This window comes from Roseomonas sp. TAS13, assembly GCF_001950415.1.
Classification (GTDB): domain Bacteria; phylum Pseudomonadota; class Alphaproteobacteria; order Acetobacterales; family Acetobacteraceae; genus Roseomonas; species Roseomonas mucosa.
Genome location: NZ_BDLP01000447.1, coordinates 1 through 3,144, shown reverse-complemented (window position 1 = coordinate 3,144; position 3,144 = coordinate 1). Strand labels below are relative to the sequence as shown.

Sequence of the window (3,144 nt, the reverse complement as noted above, 5' to 3'; positions counted from 1 at the left end):
TTCGCCTTACGGTAGAGCTGTGCGTAGATGTGATCAAGAGACAGCCCCGCCGCCGGACGAGCTGCCGCTCTTCGCCGCCGCGGCCGAGGCCGCCCCCACCCTGCCGCCGCTCACCGATGGCGAGAGGCTGGCGCTGGACTGGGGCGCCACCGGGCTCAGCCTGCGCGCGCATCCGCTGGCCCTGCTGCGCCCCTGGCTCGGCCCGGTGAACACGCGCAGCCTGCTCCATGCCCCACGCGGCGCCCGCATCCGCCTGCCCGGGCTGGTGCTGGTGCGGCAGCGTCCCGGCTCCTCGAAGGGCGTGGTCTTCTTCACCGTGGAGGACGAGCATGGCACCGCCAACCTCGTGCTCTATCCGGATGTGGTGGCGGCGCACCGGCCCGCCGTGCTGGGCGCGCGGCTGCTGGTGGCGGAAGGGCGGCTGGAGCGCGAGGACAGCGGCGCCGTGCCGATCCTGCACCTGATCGCGCGGCGGCTGGAGGACCATTCGGCGATTCTGGACGGCCTGCACCGGCTCGACCTGCCCGGTGGCGCCTTTCCGGCGGAGACCCAGCTTGCCCGGGCGGATGAGATCGGGCGGGGCGGTTCGCCACGGTCTTCCATCCCCCGGGCCATTCCCCGGTTGGGCCGATCGCGGGATTTCCACTGAAAAACCGGGCGCGAACCCCGAAAGCTGTTTGAGATCGGTTCTCATCTGGCCCAAGCTGTCCTTTCGCGACGCGCAGGAGGCCGAGATGGCGACTCAAGGACTGCCCAGCTGGCCCTGGCTCGGAATCACGCCGGAGGAATTGCCGGAACCGGAGGCGGTGCTGCTGGAGGCCATACGGCGCTGGTCGGAGGCGGCCCGGAAGGGCGGCTCCCCGGCCATGGCGATGCAGGCGCCGCTGGCGACGCTGGGGATCGGCGAGGCCAGGGACGATCTGGACAAGGCGCTGCGACAGCTCGGCGCCCCGTGCGGGATGGGCTGCCTGCTCAGCCCCCGGGTCCTGCCGGGCGAGGCAACGCTGCTGCTGGCCCTTGCCCTGGCGCAGCGCGGCTCGCGGCGGGAGGCGCTGGCGATCTTCCTGCGGCTGGCGCCGACGCCCCGGGCCGGCGCGGCCCTGGCCGCCGCCGTGGCGCTCGGACAGACCCTGCGCCATGCCGGGCTGCGCCTGACGCATCCGATGCGGCGCGCGACGGCGGGCCATGCCGGGCGCGGCCGGATGGGCTGAGGCGGGCGCACCCCACGGGCGGATCGCGCCTGGACGCGCGGGGGTCCGGCCTGGCTGCCCAGGGTTGGACAGAACCTCCGTGCGTGTCACTTTAGGGCTTTAGCAGTTTTAGGCTTTTAGTCTTTTATCCGCCCAGTCGGATGCAGACTCCGCCCTATGGGGCAGGCAGATCTTGCCTGAGAACCGCGCCAGGGGTGAGCGGTGCCGTGGCTCGCATGGCGGCAGTGGAACGGGGATGGTCTGTTGATTTTATTCCTATAACCTGTGATCGGCGGGCAAGCAAGGGAGTTCGCGCCGGAGAGCCTCGCTTTCCGGCAACCGCGGGTGCCACAAGCGCGGACAGGGTCTCTGTCTTCTTCCCTGGTGCCCGCTGTTTCCGCCAGTTCCGCGGGATGGAACCCGCGGGCCGGGGGAGACCGGCGCCGGCTCCCGGAGGCCAGGGCTCGAAGAGTCCTGGCGGAGAGGGGGTTCCGGGACGAGAGGCGAGGCCTCTCCCCCGGGGGTGGCCAGTGTGCCCTTCGTCTCAGCCCCAGCGGCGGGGCTGGCCGCAATCCAGGTGCACGAAGCCGTCGCGGCGGTACAGGCCGACGCCACCCATCTGCATCTCCGCCGCGAGCCGCGCCATGGCATAGGAATCGCGGTCCGGCAGGCGCACATCCGCCGCCATGCCGGACATGTGCAGCGAGGCGGTGGACACGCGCCGCGACTGCCGCGCCAGGTTGGCGTTGCGCTCCGGCGCGCGGTAGCCGCTGATCACCTGGAAGGGCTCGCCGGAATCCATCTGCTGCGCCACGGCGTGCAGCACGTCGAAGAGGCGCGGGTCCATCGGCGTCACCTCCTCGGTCGGCAGGTCGCGCAGCACGTAGTCCAGCTTCTGCAGCGCGGTGCGGACGTAGCGGCCGTTCTCCCAGTACACGCCCTCGAACTGGTCGTCCGTCTCGGCATAGGCGCGCTGGATGCGCAGCACGCGCGGGGGGCCGGAATCGGCCAGCACGGGGGTGGCGGCGGCGGCGCAGGCGAGGCCGCCCAGGGCGGCGCGGATCACCTCCCGCCGGCGGAAGGCGGGGCTGCGGGCCGCGTCCGCGCAGCAGGGGCAGTCGAGGCGGGAACGGTGGCTCATCGGGCGGCCGCCACGCGCGGGGCGCTGCGGTCCATCTCCCGCGCATAGGCGGCGTCGAGGCCGTAGATGTCGGGCCGCAGGCGCAGGCGCCCCTCCTCCACCACGGCGGTGCTGTAGATCAGCCGCACCGGGATCGGCCGCTTCAGCGGCACGTTGATCGTCTGCCGGGTGTCGAAGGTGCGCTGCATGCGCTCCCGGTCCCAGCCCATGCCATCCATGGCAAGGTCGAGAAGTTCCATGGGTCGCTCCAGTCGGATGCAGCCGGACGAGAAGGCGCGGTCGGGCCGGTTGAAGGCCCAGCGGTCCGGCGTGTCGTGCAGGTAGATGTCTTCGTTGTTGGGCATGATGAACTTCAGCCGTCCGAGCGCGCTGGAATCCCCGGCATCCTGGCGCACCGCATAGGGAAAGTTGTCGGGCCGTATCCGGGCCCAGTCCACCGTGGTCGGATCGACCTCCACGCGCTCCCCGTCGATCGTGGCGAAGAGGCGGAAGCCCTTGGCCACCATCGCCCTCGGGTCGCGCCGGAACTTCGGCAGCAGGTCCTCGCGCGCGTTGCGGGCGGGCACGCCCCAGGGCGGGTTGAACTGCACCGTGGTCATCGAGACCCGCAGCAGCGGCGTGGCGCGGTCGGGACGGCCGACCACCACGTTCATGCGCAGCAGGGTGCGGCTTCCCTCCAGCGCGAAAAGCCGGAAATCGGGGATGTTCACCTCGATCCGGCGGCCCGCGGGCGGGCGCGGCGCGGCGCGGCGCATGTCCAGCGCGACGCGGAGCTGGTCCACCCGCTGCGAGGCCGGGCGGTTGAGCTGCGCC

3 protein-coding genes and 1 pseudogene are annotated in these 3,144 nt (G+C 71.9%); 2 read left to right on the top strand and 2 right to left on the bottom strand.

Annotated elements, in window-relative coordinates; translation table 11 throughout:
- Positions 1 to 649: pseudogene (locus ROTAS13_RS21845) on the top strand (error-prone DNA polymerase); the annotation flags it as partial.
- A 28-nt stretch (positions 650 to 677) separates the two neighbouring features.
- Positions 678 to 1,211: a hypothetical protein gene (locus ROTAS13_RS21840; RefSeq protein ID WP_075823404.1), complete on the top strand. Its 534-nt coding sequence runs from the start codon at positions 678 to 680 to the stop codon at positions 1,209 to 1,211.
- Positions 1,212 to 1,734: 523 nt separating this feature from the next.
- Here the strand turns inward: ROTAS13_RS21840 and ROTAS13_RS21835 are convergent.
- The gene (locus ROTAS13_RS21835) at positions 1,735 to 2,331 is read right to left on the bottom strand and encodes a DUF882 domain-containing protein (RefSeq protein ID WP_019460144.1); all 597 of its coding nucleotides are present in this window, start codon (positions 2,329 to 2,331) and stop codon (positions 1,735 to 1,737) included.
- The coding region (locus ROTAS13_RS21830) for a L,D-transpeptidase family protein (protein ID WP_171979198.1) at positions 2,328 to 3,144 on the bottom strand (817 nt) is incomplete at its 5' end. The genes ROTAS13_RS21830 and ROTAS13_RS21835, both read right to left, overlap by 4 nt.